At 43.2% G+C, this 16,915-nt stretch carries 20 protein-coding genes; 1 reads left to right on the top strand and 19 read right to left on the bottom strand.

All coding sequences use genetic code 11. From position 1 onward, the window contains the following. Positions 1 to 7 precede the first annotated feature (7 nt). Positions 8 to 877, bottom strand: coding sequence for a heptaprenyl diphosphate synthase component 1 (locus ACK8P5_RS10025; RefSeq protein ID WP_422660795.1), 870 nt, complete (start codon positions 875 to 877; stop codon positions 8 to 10). Between the two features lie 111 nt (positions 878 to 988). Beyond that, the gene (locus ACK8P5_RS10020; RefSeq protein ID WP_422660794.1) at positions 989 to 1,534 is read right to left on the bottom strand and encodes a hypothetical protein; all 546 of its coding nucleotides are present in this window, start codon (positions 1,532 to 1,534) and stop codon (positions 989 to 991) included. 210 nt (positions 1,535 to 1,744) lie between these two features. On the opposite strand from ACK8P5_RS10020, the gene ACK8P5_RS10015 reads away from it, so the two are divergent. Continuing rightward, positions 1,745 to 3,106 carry a dipeptidase gene (locus ACK8P5_RS10015; RefSeq protein WP_422660793.1) on the top strand — a complete coding sequence of 454 codons (1,362 nt, stop codon included), beginning with the start codon at positions 1,745 to 1,747 and terminating at the stop codon, positions 3,104 to 3,106. A gap of 68 nt (positions 3,107 to 3,174) precedes the next feature. On the opposite strand, the gene mtrB is transcribed toward ACK8P5_RS10015, so the two are convergent. The 17 genes from mtrB to ypeB form a co-directional block, all read right to left on the bottom strand. After that, positions 3,175 to 3,399, bottom strand: coding sequence for a trp RNA-binding attenuation protein MtrB (gene mtrB / locus ACK8P5_RS10010; RefSeq protein ID WP_422660792.1), 225 nt, complete (start codon positions 3,397 to 3,399; stop codon positions 3,175 to 3,177). Between the two features lie 87 nt (positions 3,400 to 3,486). Next, the gene (locus ACK8P5_RS10005; protein ID WP_379250805.1) at positions 3,487 to 3,759 is read right to left on the bottom strand and encodes an HU family DNA-binding protein; all 273 of its coding nucleotides are present in this window, start codon (positions 3,757 to 3,759) and stop codon (positions 3,487 to 3,489) included. 252 nt (positions 3,760 to 4,011) lie between these two features. Next, a complete protein-coding gene (gene spoIVA, locus ACK8P5_RS10000; protein WP_422660791.1) occupies positions 4,012 to 5,490 on the bottom strand; it encodes a stage IV sporulation protein A in 1,479 nt (492 codons plus the stop codon). Between the two features lie 393 nt (positions 5,491 to 5,883). Next, positions 5,884 to 6,561, bottom strand: coding sequence for a DUF3939 domain-containing protein (locus tag ACK8P5_RS09995; protein WP_422660790.1), 678 nt, complete (start codon positions 6,559 to 6,561; stop codon positions 5,884 to 5,886). A 102-nt stretch (positions 6,562 to 6,663) separates the two neighbouring features. Continuing rightward, entirely contained in the window at positions 6,664 to 7,020 is a 357-nt protein-coding gene (locus tag ACK8P5_RS09990; protein ID WP_422660789.1) for a 2Fe-2S iron-sulfur cluster-binding protein, read from the bottom strand. A gap of 38 nt (positions 7,021 to 7,058) precedes the next feature. Beyond that, on the bottom strand, positions 7,059 to 7,652 hold the full coding sequence (locus ACK8P5_RS09985; RefSeq protein ID WP_422660788.1) for a hypothetical protein: 594 nt from the start codon (positions 7,650 to 7,652) through the stop codon (positions 7,059 to 7,061). A gap of 50 nt (positions 7,653 to 7,702) precedes the next feature. Beyond that, entirely contained in the window at positions 7,703 to 7,882 is a 180-nt protein-coding gene (locus tag ACK8P5_RS09980) for a DUF2768 family protein (RefSeq protein WP_422660787.1), read from the bottom strand. 145 nt (positions 7,883 to 8,027) lie between these two features. Beyond that, positions 8,028 to 8,303 carry a stage VI sporulation protein F gene (locus tag ACK8P5_RS09975; protein ID WP_422660786.1) on the bottom strand — a complete coding sequence of 92 codons (276 nt, stop codon included), beginning with the start codon at positions 8,301 to 8,303 and terminating at the stop codon, positions 8,028 to 8,030. Positions 8,304 to 8,367: 64 nt separating this feature from the next. Then, positions 8,368 to 9,405, bottom strand: coding sequence for an NAD(P)H-dependent glycerol-3-phosphate dehydrogenase (locus ACK8P5_RS09970; RefSeq protein ID WP_422660785.1), 1,038 nt, complete (start codon positions 9,403 to 9,405; stop codon positions 8,368 to 8,370). Beyond that, entirely contained in the window at positions 9,398 to 10,021 is a 624-nt protein-coding gene (gene plsY, locus ACK8P5_RS09965) for a glycerol-3-phosphate 1-O-acyltransferase PlsY (RefSeq protein ID WP_422660784.1), read from the bottom strand. Before plsY ends, ACK8P5_RS09970 begins: the two co-directional genes overlap by 8 nt. An 11-nt stretch (positions 10,022 to 10,032) precedes the next feature. Beyond that, positions 10,033 to 11,355 carry a ribosome biogenesis GTPase Der gene (der, locus tag ACK8P5_RS09960; RefSeq protein WP_422660783.1) on the bottom strand — a complete coding sequence of 441 codons (1,323 nt, stop codon included), beginning with the start codon at positions 11,353 to 11,355 and terminating at the stop codon, positions 10,033 to 10,035. A gap of 207 nt (positions 11,356 to 11,562) precedes the next feature. Further along, on the bottom strand, positions 11,563 to 12,780 hold the full coding sequence (rpsA, locus tag ACK8P5_RS09955; protein WP_422660782.1) for a 30S ribosomal protein S1: 1,218 nt from the start codon (positions 12,778 to 12,780) through the stop codon (positions 11,563 to 11,565). A 122-nt stretch (positions 12,781 to 12,902) separates the two neighbouring features. Continuing rightward, complete coding sequence (locus tag ACK8P5_RS09950; RefSeq protein WP_422660781.1) at positions 12,903 to 13,493, bottom strand: lysophospholipid acyltransferase family protein; 591 nt, start codon at positions 13,491 to 13,493, stop codon at positions 12,903 to 12,905. 2 nt (positions 13,494 to 13,495) lie between these two features. Continuing rightward, on the bottom strand, positions 13,496 to 14,191 hold the full coding sequence (gene cmk, locus ACK8P5_RS09945) for a (d)CMP kinase (RefSeq protein ID WP_422661429.1): 696 nt from the start codon (positions 14,189 to 14,191) through the stop codon (positions 13,496 to 13,498). Positions 14,192 to 14,270: 79 nt separating this feature from the next. After that, positions 14,271 to 14,549 (bottom strand): hypothetical protein, encoded by a 279-nt coding sequence (locus tag ACK8P5_RS09940; protein ID WP_422660780.1) that lies wholly within the window; start codon positions 14,547 to 14,549, stop codon positions 14,271 to 14,273. Between the two features lie 59 nt (positions 14,550 to 14,608). Continuing rightward, entirely contained in the window at positions 14,609 to 15,262 is a 654-nt protein-coding gene (locus tag ACK8P5_RS09935) for a flagellar brake protein (protein ID WP_422660779.1), read from the bottom strand. 138 nt (positions 15,263 to 15,400) lie between these two features. Then, a complete protein-coding gene (gene ypeB, locus ACK8P5_RS09930; protein ID WP_422660778.1) occupies positions 15,401 to 16,753 on the bottom strand; it encodes a germination protein YpeB in 1,353 nt (450 codons plus the stop codon). Positions 16,754 to 16,915 lie beyond the last annotated feature (162 nt).

The raw sequence follows: 16,915 nt of genomic DNA, 5'->3' as shown, positions 1-16,915 counted from the left end.
CAGTCACCTATCCTTCCCTAACAGCAGCTCGATATCTGCTCAGTCTTTGAATAAATGGTTCGAGAATCTGACCAATCTGAGCAGAAGGTACTTCGTCGTTCAAGACTGGCAATGCTGATTGAATGGCTTTGACGGAATTCCGCAATTTTTCGAGTAAATCATCCGTCGTTTTATATTTCAGCATCAGTTTTGTCCAATCCCTCGAATCTACCCGTTTCAAGATCATCATTTTCTTCTCTTCTTCATTGGCCCGTTCAAGAACGTACCAAAATGCATATCCATGCTTGCCGTCATCCGGTGAGATACAGCGATCCACTTCTCTTTCAATGGTCTCGCACAATGTTAACTCGTTCATCAATGTCTTCCAGGTCCCTTGAATGGAAGGCTCAATCAGTGGAGTAAAAGAAAGAAACAGCTGCATGTTCAGCTGTACCATGTACTTCAAGTATTCTTCTGCTGACAGAAGCACGCCTTTCATCTTTCCGTACAATTTCATCTTCAGAACATTGACGTCACTAACAGCTTTGCTTAACAGTGCGATAGCTTCGATCTCCCCGCTCATTGCGAGCAGATTATAAAACCGGCTGCTGTAGTAATCGCCTGCTAGTACTTTAAGCTGCCTATCACGCATCATTGATTCACCTTGATTCCCAGCTGTTGTATCAATACTTTCATGTGTATCCAGTCCTACCTGAACCAATGAAGTAACCAGCGCGTACAGCTCATCACGTTCCGATACATTCCTACCAGAATGTTGTAAAAATATGTATAACAAATGAACGCGAGCATCCGGGAAAACAGGAAGCTCCGTGTGTTTTTGAATCATGTCGTAATTTAAATACTTTCTTGCTAACTCGGGAACGCGATACGGTTTCATCCTCAGCCTCCGTGCACTTGATGTTCTTTAGTCCAGTCGTGATCATAATCCAATCTATTATAACACATCATACAAGCACGTAAACGCCTGACATGTACTATTTTACCCCTTTCAACTATGAATGAACTGCTTCTTCCAGAGATTTGTTAATGTAAGATGAAGCCCCTGCACCAATCTCTCGGAAAATGGTTCATTCTTCAATTGTTTTAACTCTTCCAACATGCCGTGATCCCATTCAGATCTTCTCGCGTTCGCAGCGAGTATCAAATAACGAGATTGCGACCAAGGGTCAACGGCTTCAAACCTAAGTAAGAGCCGATTGACATTCATTTTATCCTCAAAGCTGAAAGAAAGAATCGTTGCCAGATCCTTGTATAGTGTCTCAATTGACAACGGCTCCTCCGCTATTCTCATGTCGAGATACAATGCGCCGTTATCCCAATCTGCCTGACCAATCCTTAGATTAAGAGGTAACGCTCTGAGTTCATCCACAAGATTTTCATCTGATAGTTCTGTACCAGAGTGAGGTTGAAAGGCGCTGACACTGCGTAGTTCCTGTGAACTAATACCGGAACGCAGTCCAGTGAGCAGTACAAGGAATAAGATTGTAATAAATACCGGTGCCCACAATCCAGAAGAACGCGTGAAAAATTTCATGTTAAGACCTCCTTACACTTATTTTCATCCACCTACGCCAACCCCATACCTTATTGTACAAATAAAAAGAGCAAGCTATGCCTTTCGTTAACTATGGAACGATTTTATGTTCGTTATTTCGTATTTTCTTAATAAGCGATAGAATAATAAAGAACTGCATAAACTGATGCTGTTATCTTGGTTACATTTTTGAAGGAGGATTTATGAACTATGAGCGTTGATTATAAAGCATATTTTGCTGAACATCGCGAAACACACCTGAATGAACTTAAAGAGTGGTTATCCATTCCAAGTATTTCAGCTATATCGGAGCATAAGGGTGACGTTACCAAGGCTGCTAATTGGCTTGCTGATAAGCTAGTAGATGCTGGACTTGAGCACGTGGAGGTCCATCCAACTGAGGGACATCCAATCATTACAGCTGATTACTTGCATGCAGAAGGTAAACCGACGGTGCTGGTATATGGCCACTACGATGTCCAACCTGTAGATCCACTTCACTTGTGGGAAACCCCACCGTTTGAACCTTCTATTCGTAACGGCAAGCTGTATGCTCGCGGTGCTACTGATGATAAAGGCCAATTGTTTCTTCATGTTAAAGCGGTGGAAGCAATCTTAAAGCAAGAAAAAGAGTTACCAGTCAACATTAAGTTCTGTATTGAAGGGGAAGAAGAAGTTTCGAGTCCTAACCTGCCGCTTTTTTTGGAGCAGAACAAGGACAAGCTAGCAGCCGATGCTATTTTGATTTCTGATACCTCACTGCTATCCCCTGGTAAACCTGCTATATCGACAGGACTTCGTGGTCTGTGCTCTATGGAGCTAACGATTGACACAGCTAATACTGACCTGCACTCCGGATCATTTGGTGGAGGCGTACCTAATGCGCTCCATGCTATGGTCACCCTGCTAGCTTCACTACACGATGAGAACGGCCGGGTAAGTGTCAATGGATTCTATGATGGTGTTCAGGAACTATCTCCTGAGATGCGAGAAGAATTTGCGAAGCAACAGTTTGATGAGGAGCAGCTCAAAAAAGATCTTAATCTGGAAGCGCTGTTCGGTGAAGAAGGGTTCTCCTTCGTGGAACGCGTCGGCGCTCGTCCAACACTCGAGCTAAATGGGGTGTACGGTGGATTCCAAGGCGAAGGCAGTAAGACTGTCATTCCAAAGGAAGCTCATGCAAAAATCACGTGCCGCTTGGTCGCTGATCAAGACCCTCAAGCTGTACTCGATGCCATTGAAGCGCATTTACACGCACATACACCTGTCGGAGCCAAGTTAACATTTGAACCTAAGGAAAAAGCGTTCGCTTTTAATATCGATCCTTCTCACCCTATGCTTCAAAAAGCAGCTGATGCTTTTGAGAATGTGTACGGAACTCGCGCACTATTCACTAAAGACGGTGGTTCTATTCCGATCGTGGAGAAGCTTTCAAGTACATTAAATGCTCCCGCCGTTATGATGGGCTTCGGGTTACCAGATGAGAACCTTCATGCACCTAACGAGCATTTTAACTTAGAGAATTTTGATCTTGGTTTGTTAACGATCGTTGATTATCTGAAATTGGTGTAATAACAAGAAGGGCAGCCCCTTGGTCGCATTGACCTGTGGCTGCCCTTCTTTTTTGTCTCTTCAGTCTTTTAAGAACCTGATTCAACCTTACCGTGCTTCGTCATGACTTCCGCTTTTCCACGGATTTTGACAGCGGAGGTATGGTCTGTGAATTGAGCAATAATAACCTCACCTTTGTCGAGCTTTTCGGTATGGTGAAAACGAGTATCCTGTCCACGGGTCAACCCGATCACCTGAACTCCATTTTCCAGAGCCTTAACGACAAAATAATCACCGTTTTTTACATCTTCCATAACCGTGTTCTCCCCCAATGCTATTGAAAAGAAAAGGCCGTGAACGAATTCACGGACCTTTGCTTTTTAGGTATTATGTAGAAATCTTTATTTGATTCCGTCTTTGAGCGCTTTACCAGGTTTAAATGCAGGAATTTTGCTCGAAGGGATTTCGATTTCTTCACCTGTTTGCGGGTTACGGCCTTTACGTGCGGAACGCTCGCGGACCTCGAAGTTTCCGAAACCTACCAATTGGACTTTATCTCCATTTTGCAGGGCTTGTGAAATAGCATCAAAAACAGCATCAACCGCTTTAGTTGCGTCCTTCTTGGAAAGCTCTGTGGATTCAGCCACCTGAGTAATCAGATCTGATTTATTCATTCTTTCACCTCCCTAATAAGGATGTACTTCACTTGGTATTCACTGTTTCCGTTTTACCGCAAAATATACGTACACCGGGCATTTTTCACCCTTCGCTGCATTCTGATGCATGACGCGGAACAAACTTATAGTAATACAGCCAAATCATAATTTCAAGCGTTTTACATCTGTTCACCTTCAAAACAGTAAAAAACAACCATAAATCGGCTTCATCAGCCGACTTATGGTTGTTCTTAGCTCAGATTCTATGAATTATAGAATAATCGCAATCAATCCGCCTGAACCCTCGTTAATAATACGCCCTAGCGTTTCTTGGAGCTTATAGCGGGCATTATCTGGCATCATAGCAATTTTGCCTTGAATACCTTCTCGTACGATGGAATGAAGCGAACGACCAAAGATATCAGACTCCCAGATTTTGATAGGATCGTTCTCGAAGTCCTGCATCAAATAACGAACTAATTCTTCGCTCTGCTTCTCTGTACCGATAATTGGTGAGAACTCCGATTCAACATCCACACGGATCATATGAATGGACGGAGCCGTAGCTTTCAATCGAACGCCGAACCTAGTCCCTTGACGAATCAATTCTGGTTCATCAAGTGCCATCTCAGCGAGTGATGGCGCGGCAATACCATAACCTGTTGTTTTGACCATTTCGAGTGCTTCAGCAAACCTGTCATACTCACGTTTCGCATGAGAGAACTCCTGCATGAGCTGTAACAGATGGTCCTTACCCCTGATCTCTACGCCAACCACTTCCATGAGAATCCGATCATACAACTCATCTGGTGCAAAGAGATCAATCTCAGCAACACCTTGCCCCATGTTCATACCGCTTAGTCCAGCGCGATCGATAAAGTCATATTCCATGAATTGACTGACTACACGATCCACATCACGCAGACGGCGAATATCTTTCACCGTGTCGCGCACGGAATTTTCATAGTTGCTGCGGAGCCAGTGGTTTTCGTTAAGCACCATTACCCAGCTCGGCAAGTTAACATTGACTTCATGTACTGGGAATTCATAGAGAACTTCACGGAGAACACCCGTCACATCATCCTCTGTCATCGTCGCTGCACTTAACGTCATTACTGGAATGTCATACTTCGCAGCGAGCTCACTACGTAGCTGCAGTGCTTCCTCCCCTCTTGGACGAGTGGAGTTAATGACGACAACAAACGGCTTACCTACTTCCTTAAGCTCAGCAATAACACGCTCTTCCGCTTCCACATAGGAGCTGCGTGGAATTTCTGCAATCGTGCCATCCGTTGTCACAACAACACCGAGCGTCGAATGTTCTTGAATAACTTTGCGAGTCCCGATTTCTGCAGCCTCTTGAAAAGGAATAGGCTCTTCAAACCAAGGTGTAGAAATCATACGCGGACCATTCTCATCCTCGTAACCCTTCGCGCCTTCAACTGCGTATCCTACACAGTCTACGAGACGTACATTTACTTCAAGGCCTTCCGTTACTTTGATCTGCACCGCATTGTTTGGTACAAATTTCGGTTCTGTTGTCATGATCGTCTTGCCGGCAGCGCTTTGCGGCAGCTCGTCGACAGCCCTTACTCGGTCAGCTTCGTTCGTTATGTTCGGAAGCACGACCGTTTCCATGAACCGCTTGATGAAGGTTGATTTTCCCGTCCGGACAGCACCGACGACACCTAAGTATATGTCCCCTCCAGTTCGTTCGGCTATGTCCTTAAAAATGTCCACTTTTTCCAAAAGAGATCCCCTCCTCAAATTACTCCGAAGGAAAAATGCTTTAAGAGCATCCGCTTCGTGTTCCATCTCACAGCCAAAGCCATTGCAACAATTGAGCAGCCTTTACCACGCCGCCAGCAGTCCGCCGCCGGTATCCGATTGACATGGAAACGGCAAAGCGGCGTAACTCGTACATGCATTTGGACTAGTAACATCATATGTACCGGGAATCAAAATATGACGGTTGCCCGGATATGTCCGTCCTTTTTTTTGTAAAACCCGCCGGGCACCCAGTGAAACCCGAACTGTGCTTTCCGGTTATGGATATGCTCCGAAACATTCTAATATGCCTACAAGTTATTTTCACAGAATATAGACACCAAAAAACCCGCTTCTCAGCGGGTTTTGCTAGTTTTATAATTTAGCTACAGGTTGGTTATCCTGCCAGGAATAAGGAACTGACTTCACAGGAACAAAATAAGAGGCATGCTCAAGATAGATTCTTAAATCTTCATCTTTGGTAGGCTCTGACTCTTCTTTCTGAATGGCTTGCATGATATCAAAGGCATAATCGATATAAACTATTCCATTGTTATCCATCATAAAAGTAACTTCCTGACCCGAAAATACACTTTTCAGCTTCACATTCTTAGCATCAGTCTTGGCTAGATCTACTGTTGAGAAGTCAGGATACAGCTCAGTTCCTTTCGGAAGCTCCCCGTTATTCGCCGTCTTATACCTATTAACAGACATTTGGACCTCATTCACCTTTTGTTGTGTATTCAAGTCCATCACTTTAACACTTGGATCTTCTTCCTCGTTTATAATGAGAAAATAACCGTCGCCGCCGTTCTCGAAAGCTGTCTTCGGAATTTCGTCTATGTAGCCCATCTTATTAAGCTTATTAAGGTCAATTCTGTATTTCTCATACCTTGGAACTTGCTCATCTGCCGTTATAATGGGAAGAATCGATTGTTCTTTATAAAAGTCATCAACTGCTGATTGTATACGCTTCACGCTTTCACGATAGGAAACCGTATTCTCCTGTTCTGCCTCACTCTGATACATACATCCCGACATAATAATAGTCAAAATACTGAGAAGGAAAGTTGAAAATATAACTTTACTTCTTCTTACCGGCCTCTTCTTATCATTAGAGAAAATCGACTTCAATTCACATCATCCTTATCTACATTAAATAAAATCGTCAGCTTCCCCTCTTCTCGCAGCCTCAAGTTTCTTACGAACCGCAGCTTTAAGTGGATCTTCGGGAACACCAACCACGAGATTACCTGTAACTACAGTCTGACAGGATAGCCTTGTGCCTTGATCAATAAGCGAACCAAGCTTTCTACGCTCTGCTTCTGATGGAGGAATACAATGAGACTTCTCTTCATCTCCAATGTGTACCCTACACATCAGACAGCCCATCTTACCACCGCATCGCGTTGGAATCCTCACTCCAGCCCGTCGTGCAGCATCCAGAACATGCGTATTCGGGCGAACCTTTATTTTCTTACCTTCGGGTTGAAAAGTAACTTCATAGTCCACCGTATCCACTCCTTCCGGATGATATTGTAAATAAGTCTCTATAGTGATATTCTCGTCAATTGCTTAATTAAGGATAGATGCGAACAGCTCCATTGAGACTGTGACACGATCTTTCTTAATAGCTCTTCATGATTCTCTGGTTGCTGCCTTATCACTTCTGCAATCGCTTCGTACCGTTCACTTCTGTTCCTTAAAATGTTAAACACAAGCTCATGAGACAGTGGCATTAACCGAAATGTTGTATCATCTATTGACACTTCTGGAGCATAAGCGTAGAGTAAATCCTTAATCTTAACTTGATAAACGGATTCCTGCGAAGTAACCCTAAATCCACCTACTAATTCAGTCGTGTACCCATCAATTTCATAATGACTTAGTACAGATTTATATATTCCCTCTTCATCGATATGAGGCGCATCCTCCGCCCATAGTTCCAGTTCCTGATGCAACGCTGATACAGCATCGATATCGGTATACACATCTATGTCACGCGGGTCCTTATTCAGATTAACGCCTTGCAGAAATAGACCACAGCTTCCGCCTAACAGCCAGAATAAATCAGTTCTATTCAATGATTTCCCTGTCATGATAAGAGACTTTCTTAAATCTTCGGGCAATAAGTTATGTATCATGCTCCACCTCTTCTTTATAACCACAACGGATCAATTTGATGAATAGTCAACTAGGTGATAGAGGCTAGCCCAGCAATAAACCCAATGATCATCATGAAAAAAGCAACGGTGGATAACCCCATCCGTATAGCACCTTTCGTCTTACTTCGAGCAAAGGTCACTATGACGACAGATACTCCCATAATCAACAAAGCAATCATAGACAACCACATTTTTTGCATTGGATCCATACGACAACCCGCTCCAATCTATCGACAAAATATTTCAACCCATTATATCACGAATTCATCTATCTCTCACATCAAAAAAAAGAACAAAAGATCGTATTCCAAGAAGGAATACACCTTTTGTTCTAATTGCAGGACAGATAATGTCCTACTTGTTCATCATCATCTTCATCAATGCTTCCATGTTGCTTGGATTCATACCGCTTTTCTTAACGGCACTGACAATTTCTTGAACGGTCTCTTCGCTAACTGGCACATTAGCCATAGCTGATACTTGCTTAATCAGTTGACGGAGCTGGGCTTCGTTCTGCATCGTAGACGGCTTAACCGTTCCAGCTAGCTTCTTGACAGCCCCTGATGATATCTGTTTGCCGCTTTTTTTATTGATAGCGTTCAGTACATCTTTGGGAAAGTTTTTGCTCATTTCCACCCCTCCTCCAGCAATCCTCACATCAATATATGAGGTAGAAGGTTGAATGGTGAATAAGCTAGGTATGCCACTGCTCCCATATTTCTTGAGGCATCATTTCCATTTCTGTCTTTGGATCACGACCCATAAGGGCTTCAACTGCAACCCTCGGATCTCTATCCTCAAACAACACATGATATAGCTGATTAACGATCGGCATCTGAACACCAAGCTTATCAGAGATCGCATATGCCGCCTTGGTCGTACGAATTCCTTCTACAACCATGCCCATCGACTCCAATACTTCATCCAGTCCCTTACCTTGACCTAGGAGTGATCCTGCGCGCCAGTTACGACTATGCCGGCTCGTTGCTGTTACAACTAAGTCACCAATCCCTGCAAGACCAGCAAAGGTTAGAGGATTCGCCCCCATCTCCACACCTATACGAGAGATTTCGGCAAGACCACGTGTTAACAGTGCTGCTTTGGCGTTATCTCCAAAGCCCAATCCATCTGACATGCCCGCACCAAGTGCAATGATGTTCTTCAGAGCACCTGCTAGTTCCACACCAATCATATCTCGGTTTGTATAAACGCGGAAATAAGCGTTCATGAACAAATCTTGTGCTGCTGCAGCTCTACCACTCGAAGAAGCCACCACGACAGTTGTAGGACACTTCCTAATCACTTCCTCGGCATGGCTCGGACCCGAAAGAACAACGATATCCCCTTCATTACACCCAAGCTCTTCAGAGATGACGGTAGACATTCGTTTCAAAGATTCTGTCTCAAAACCTTTTGTTGCATGAATGATTAGCATTTCTTCAGTCCAGTAGGTCTTGAGTTGCTTGGAAACTTCGCGCATAGCCGATGAGGGAGCAACAATCAATACTGCAGTTGCATTAGCAACCGCATCGCTCATATCGGTTGTTGCTCGTAAACGATGCGATAACTCAACACCCGGTAAATAACGGTTGTTCGTATGCTCCTCGTTAATTTCTCTAGCCTGTTCTGCACCACGCGTCCATACAACCACTTCTAGTTTGTTATAAGCCAGCACACTGGCTAGGGCCGTTCCCCAACTGCCAGCGACCAAAACAGCCACCTTGTCAGACAACGCGTTTCCCCCCTTTTCTGCTACCACCAGATCCAAGTTTGTTTTCCCGTCCCTGCACAAGTTTCTCAATGTTAGTGCGGTGACGCCAAATAGCAAAAATGCATATGATCAGGCTTGTCCAGAATACAGACCAAGGAAAATTCATGATCATGATGAAAACAGGTGTCAACACTACAAAAATGAGCGATCCCAGCGATACATAGCGAGTAAATACGATAGATAGAATCGCAATAATTCCTGCATACAGAGCCGGTAGGAAACATAGCGACACCAACACACCAATAGCAGTTGCTATGCCTTTGCCACCACGAAAACGGAAATATAAAGGCCAATTATGTCCAGCTATCGCTGCAATTCCGCATAATCCAGGCATCCATACATTGTCCCCACCAAGCCACTTACCAATCCAAACAGCTGCAACACCCTTTAGAACGTCGAGTACTAGTACAAGAATAGCTGGACCTTTACCGAGAACGCGGAGCGTATTCGTTGCTCCGGCGTTTCCGCTGCCGTGCTGACGAATATCGATCCCTTTAAGAATCTTCGCTAGCAGTACACTAAAGCTCACTGAGCCCAGCAGGTAACATAAAATAATCGCTACGATCTTAAGAATCAAGCTACTCTCCCCTAACTCTCATCAGACTTTCGTCTTGTGAATATACGAATAGGTGTCCCTTCAAAGTTGAATGCTGCACGTATCTTATTCTCTAAGTACCGTTCGTATGAAAAGTGCATCATTTCAGGATCATTTACGAATACAACCATTGTTGGTGGTTTAACGGCAACCTGAGTTACATAGTTAATTCGCAATCTCCGTCCTTTATCTGTAGGTGGAGGATTGATCGCTACTGCATCAGAAACAACATCGTTAAGCAAGTGAGTCTGTACACGAAGCGTATGCTGTTCAGCAACATGCTTCACTACAGGCAGCAATTTCTGTAAACGTTGTTTTGTCTTAGCAGATAGGAACACAACCGGAGCATAAGTCATAAATAGGAAATGATCGCGAATTTTATTCTCAAAATTCTGCATCGTCTTGTCGTCCTTCTCCACGACATCCCATTTATTCACAACAAACAATGAAGCTTTACCCGCTTCATAAGCATATCCTGCAATATGTTTGTCCTGTTCGATAATGCCCTCTTCTCCATTAATAAGCACAAGAACTACATCTGCACGCTCAATCGCACGCATGGCACGCATAACACTGTACTTCTCCGTTGTCTCATAAACTTTACCACGTTTACGCATACCCGCAGTATCGATTAATACGTAACGCTGACCGTCCTTCTCAAAGGGCGTATCAATCGCATCACGGGTTGTACCCGCGATATCACTTACAATTACCCGCTCTTCACCGAGAATAGCATTTACGAGTGAGGATTTACCAACGTTCGGTCTCCCGATTAGAGCTACCTTGATAACATCATCATCATACTCATCATCTGTTAAATCAGGTAAGTTCTCAACAACAGCATCGAGTAAATCCCCTATACCGGTACCGTGGCTTCCTGAAATACCTATAGGATCCCCGAAACCAAGGCTATAGAATTCATAAATATCTTCTGCTCTCTTCATATTATCCACTTTGTTTACTGCCAGAATGACTGGCTTCCCAGAGCGGAACAATATTTGTGCAACTTCTTCATCGGAGCCGGTAACTCCCGACTTCGCGTCACACATAAACACAATTACATCGGCTTCTTCAATAGCCAATTCCGCTTGTACGCGAATAGATCTCAAAATCATATCATCGCCGTCAATCTCGATTCCACCGGTATCGATCACACTGAATAGCTTGCCATTCCAATCAGCACCGCCATATATTCGATCACGTGTAATCCCTGGTTTATCTTCAACGATGGCTAGCCGATCGCCAATCAAGCGATTAAAGATTGTCGATTTACCGACATTCGGCCTGCCGACAATAGCCACTACGGGTCTTGCCATATTCACTCCTCCTGTCAATGCTTACGATTATCATCATAGCAAAAAACGTTACAATTGGCTAACGTTTCATCTTCAGTTTCTAATAGTTTCATTCCCAATTTACTGCATCTGTATGCAGTAAATCTTAAAAAACAAACGGCGAACCCAATACTGGGTCCGCCGACTTAATTATGATAGGTCATTTGACCGGTCATTCGTTTCGGGGCCTTACTTGAATTTGCTTAGTTTATCGCCGAAACGTTCTCCGAGCGTTACACTCATACCTTGGTTATTCAAAGATACGTTAGGATTGTCTTTCAGGTCGATTTTAGGACCTTTAGACTGCTTTTCAGGTCTTGGAGATGGAGTAGCAGGTGCTTCTTCAGTCTCTTTAATGCTCAAGCTTACACGCTTCTCGTCAGCGTTGATGTCGAGAATCTTAACTTGAACCTCTTGACCTTCTTTCAGAACTTCTTGTGGAGTTCCGATATGCTTATGAGAGATTTGAGAAATATGCACCAGACCTTCAACCCCTGGAGCTAACTCTACAAATGCACCAAAGTTCACGAGACGTCTAACTTGACCCGTAACAACGTCACCTGTTTGGAATTTTTCAGCAGCTGTTTCCCATGGACCTGGTTGTGCTGCTTTAATGCTGAGGCTGATTTTTCCTTTTTCAGGATCAACTTTCAGAACTTTAACAGTCACTTTGTCCCCTTCGGAAAGAGCATCAGCTGGTTTCTCAACATGGCTCCATGCGATTTCGGATACATGAACCAACCCGTCCACGCCACCTACATCAACAAATGCGCCGAATTGAGTCAAACGTTGAACTGTTCCTTCAAGCACTTGACCTTCTTGAAGCTCAGCCATAACTTTTTGCTTGTTAGCTTCGAATTCAGCTTCCAAAACATCCTTCTGGGAAAGGATAACTTTGTTGTTCTCGCGATCTAGTTCTTTAACTTTCACACGAAGAGTGCGACCTTTATAATCGCTGAAGTCTTCAACGAAATGACGCTCAACCATAGAAGCCGGGATGAATCCACGAGCACCTACGTCAGCTACCAAACCGCCTTTTACAACATCAGCTACAACAACTTCAATAACATCTTGATCTGCAAAATGCTTCTCAAGTGCATCCCATGCGCTTTCAGAATCAATCGCACGTTTGGAAAGAACCAAGCTTTCCTTGTCGTCGTTAATGCTGACAACTTTGCATTCTACTTCTTGGCCAATTTGAACCGCATCAGATGCGTTATCCAATTGAACAGCAGACAATTCGCGAACAGGAATTACTCCGTCATATTTATATCCAATGCTTACATAAGCTTGGTTATCCTCCAGTTTGACGATCGTCCCTTTCACGGTGTCCCCTTTTTTCAAGGATACGATTTGGTCCAGCTGATCTTGGCTTTGTGTTTCAACATTTTTTGTTTCTTCCGACATGTCAATAACCTCCTCAATTCAAACCCCATTTATTTAAACCCGCTTATGCGAAGTTCAAAACATAATTGTTGTTATAGCTTTCCATAATGTTCATGTATTTTATACACGATTTAATAAAAACATCAATTCACGGTAGGTTTTCCTGTAGCCCGCATTTCATTAATACTTTTCATAATAAGTGCAGTGGCTTCATTCAAAGCCTCAGGTGATTTATCCCCTTTAAATCGCGATAAATCTACAGGAGCTCCGTAAATAATCTTTGTTTTTCGGAAAAGCTTATAATCCCCAATGATAGCAGCCGGAATTACTGTAGCATCACTACGTAGTGCAAAGCTTGCGGCACCACGCTTGGCTGCTTCGGCATCCGAATTCCGCGTACCTTCAGGAAAGATCCCCATTATTTCACCATTGCGTAGGATGTTTAGTGATGTCTTAATTGATTCTTTACTTACACCACCGCGTTTCACAGGAAACGCTCCCAGCTTATGAATTAACCAGCCGAATACCGGAATCTTAAATAATTCGGCTTTGGCCATGAATTTGACCTGTCGCTTCACATGTATGCCTACAGATATTGGATCTCTAAGGCTAATATGATTGGAACAGATCATCACACCGCCTTCCGCAGGAATGTTATGTACGCCAACGGATTCAAACCGGTACAACACGGCGAACAACCCGCGAACTACCGCTCTGCAGAACACATAGATCATGTCTAATTCTCCCCATCCTTTTGAATTGTGCAGTAAGAAAGTATCGCTTCTACAACCTGATGAATACTCATCTCTGTTGTGTCCAGAACTATAGCGTCCTCGGCACAGCGAAGTGGCGACACCTCGCGCTCCTGATCCAAGCGATCGCGCGTCGCGATATCCAATTCCAGTTGTTCCAAAGATACTCCTTCCGCAGTACCCAATTCATTGAATCGGCGGAGAGCACGTTCCTTGACACTTGCCGTCATGAAAATTTTGACCTCTGCATCTGGCAATACAGTTGTTCCGATATCTCGTCCATCCATTACGACACCTTTACGCAATGCCATTTGTCGCTGTAAATCAACGAGCTGATTACGAAGGCCTTCAATTTGAGCATAACGAGATACTTCTGAGCTGACCTGATGAGAGCGGATATATGGTGTTACATCCTCCCCGTTCAACAGAACCAACTGTCCATTTTCATGTGGTTGTAATTCAATCACCATATTTTGCGCGATTTGAAGCACCTTATCGGGATTTTCTGAAGAAATTCCTTCATTCAGCATATACCAAGTGACAGCCCGATACATGGCTCCGGTGTCTACATAAATATACTGGAGCTTGTTCGCCACCATCCGGGCAACCGTGCTTTTGCCCGCCCCTGCAGGTCCGTCGATGGCAATATTTATTCTGTCATTCTTCTCAGTACCCTGCATAACCAACGGGGCATTCCTCCTCAAACATGAGCCTCAAGAAAAAAGCAGGCATTGCCTGCGACGTGAAAATTATACCACACTAACTAGAGTGATGCAAAAAAGAAGGCTTTTTTACATCCATCCAATCCTTTACATTCCCTGTATCTATGGGCACTCCTTCCATTCGATAGACTGGTGAGAGATAAGGCCGAGTTCCATCAATATGTAACAGCATCTGTATCACAAGGAGACTGATTCCCAACCATTTCAGAATCCTCAATATTAGGTTACCAAGAAAGTCAACATGCTCTATTAATGGATCTAACTTAACCTCTGTTATAGTCCCATCTTCAATTTCTCTCACATCTACTCTAGTCATGAGACATAACCACCTTTTATCTTTTCCAGTTAGGATGGCATTCTCACTTCTATTTTATTCTATCGATTTCTGAAGTCGAATTGTCTTTCAAAACAAAAACGGATCAGCTTCTGCCTCTCCATATCTACAATGCTGTTAAACTTAAGCATGATTAGTTTTCGGCCATTAAGAAGTTCTTTGACCCGTACAACTTCACTTTCGAAAGGAACATGCTCAACTGAACCGTTTTTATAAGGAACTAGTAGCCAGCAGGATAGCAGGTCTGATTCTTTAATCAATTCATCAGGCCCCGCATAAAAAGATACTCCGCCACCTCCAACATCCTCTGTTGTGGATACATAACGTCTGCCATCCTTATGACTAACTGCTATTTCTAATTCGGCTTGAACCCGCAAAAAACTGCGCCTTTGAATTTTCGTTATTTCCTCTGGATCAGGCTTTCGAATCCTGACTTGACGAATGACATCCTCATGAAATCCCAAAACATACGTATTAAAATAATTTTTAATACCACCCTCTGTCAAAAAATAGGTGGATAATTCGTCCCCTATGTACAATTTTTTCAGACGATTTGTGCCTTCCTGAATCGGTACCTCCATAAAAATAGCGTCTTCGGTAATTTCGCAAATTCTTGATTTGTAAACAATTTTCGATTCTTTTTCGTCTCCCGTATCCATTTGGATAAACAAGATATCATTAATTTTAAGATACAAACCTTTCACCTTCTACCTGGATAATATCAACAAAATTCATTATACCACGCAGTCCAGTTGCTAAAGATATAAAATCTTCAGAGAACGAAAGAACGAGCCTCCAAGTTAGGAGACTCGTTTCAAGTTAATCATTAAATTTTAGTGTACGTCTGCTGCAGAATCTCTAATAATCTCAACGCTTTCTTCAAGGCCGGTATCTGCGTTAATGTAGAGGCGATACTGGGCACCATTGATTTTTCCACCGATCTCATAGCAGAGAGTATCCTCAGAACGATCATTTTTAATCAAAGCTTTGCGACTGTACACTTCCTCAAAATCTGTATTCAATGTTTTTCTAGCTTCAGAGAGGCTCAGCTTAGGTTCTGGAATATCACGATTATCTTTGTGCTCGTACACAAATTCATTCGCCTGGAAACCAACAACATCACCGTTATCGAGTGCAGATCTAACCGTCATCTTCTCCGGATAGATGAGCACATCATCCTGTTTCCGAACAAAGGTGAAGTTTACCAGATTATCATATGGATCAGCATTAACTGCCTTCATATTTCGGTAACCCTTCTTCGCTAGAAATTCTTCAGCTTTATTCATAGCATCATCTATAGACACTTTTTTGGGCCCCACTTGACGATCATCTCTGTAAGAAGTGAGTAAGCCACCTTTACGAGTAAAATCCATCGTTAGTGGACTTCCTTTTGGTGATTGCACAGTCGCAGTATAGGACTCCCAATCTGTCCCCTTCCCGTTCTCTATGACCTTACAACTCGCATTAGACCCGGCATCTGCAAATTTCAACGCTTTACGGGTAATGTCTTTTTCCGTTACAGGCACTCCAGAGAGCATCTTTACAGAACGTGTCTCATACATGCTAGTGACCGATGGCCCCCAATCAAGTTCAGGGTATGTCTCGACCTTCTTATTAACGGAACTAAGCCCATCAATAATCGCATTGCCTGCCTGCTGATGATTTTTAGCCATTGTAGTATCTACATCAAGCCAGCGAAGGTTCTTTGCCAGAACAGTATTACGTACGTTCTCCAAATCCTTCGTAATCTCACCACAATTCGCATACAGCGACTTTAATGTCTTAACCTCATTCTCGTTAAGTGGTTCCTTTGTCATGTCACGAACGCCAGCTTTATAAGTAAAGTTTGCGATCAGTGAAAGAAACTCCTCCGTTTTGCTAAAAGGAAGCATCGTAAGTGGAAGTTGGTTTATCTCACTTTGGGCTTCACTAGCAAGTCTCCAGACATTCATCAAGCCCTTACGATGCATGCCTTGAGATGCTGAATTTACCGCCAAAGTATTACCAATTTCTCCGTGAATTCGGTCCATATGAAAAGACAAATCATGGAAAGCTCGTTGATACTGATTCTCTGCTTTAATCTGAATACTGTTCCGATCTTCCTTAACCTGGTTCCCCCACATAAGTGAGCCAACCAATAGAATAGTGACCACCGGGAACAATACGGCACTAATACGTTTATACATGTGGCTAAATCTCCTTTCTTCTATTCACTGACGTTAGTTTGAGTAGAAGAAAGAAGTCTTATGCATTGTTTATAAAACATACCTATTACAGTTTTCCTTTACAAATCTTCCTCAATTTCAAATTGGCTCTGGTTATCGCAAAGGCATTGTTTAAAGCCTGTT

The organism is Paenibacillus sp. EC2-1 (assembly GCF_049311625.1).
Taxonomy (GTDB): Bacteria; Bacillota; Bacilli; order Paenibacillales; family Paenibacillaceae; genus Paenibacillus_AQ.
The sequence above is the reverse complement of the archived record's forward strand: the minus strand, read 5'-3'. Positions and strand labels throughout refer to the sequence as shown.